Source organism: Phormidium sp. CCY1219 (assembly GCF_035615515.1).
Taxonomy (GTDB): Bacteria; Cyanobacteriota; Cyanobacteriia; order Cyanobacteriales; family Laspinemataceae; genus CCY1219.
The window spans coordinates 1-338 of the sequence record NZ_JAJENT010000438.1; the positions used below are offsets into that span (position 1 = coordinate 1).

1 protein-coding gene is annotated in these 338 nt (G+C 46.7%); it reads right to left on the reverse strand.

Annotation, left to right across the window (positions count from 1 at the left end; genetic code table 11):
* Window positions 1-338 (reverse strand): reverse transcriptase/maturase family protein (locus LKK83_RS10225; RefSeq protein ID WP_324630992.1); only part of this gene is annotated, 338 nt, incomplete at both ends.

The window sequence follows — 338 nt, forward strand, 5'->3', positions numbered from 1 at the left end:
TCTAGAGTGTGGGTGATGTGGATTTTGGTATCCTTCAGTTCCAATCCTATTCCTTTCAACCATTCCTGGATGTGGTCACGACATTTTAGAATTACATCCTTGTTTTCATGCAGGATAACGAAGTCGTCTGCATAACGAACTAGCGAGATTGCATTGCGTTTGCTTGTACGACTGGCTTTCCCTGGTAGCTTAGCAGCCAAGGATTTGATGCTTTCTTCCATGCCGTGAAGGGCAATATTTGCCAATAGGGGGCTGATTACTCCTCCTTGCGGTGTACCCTCTTCCGTTGTGAATAGCTGTCCGGTATCGATTACCCCTGCCTTTAGCCATGCCTTGAC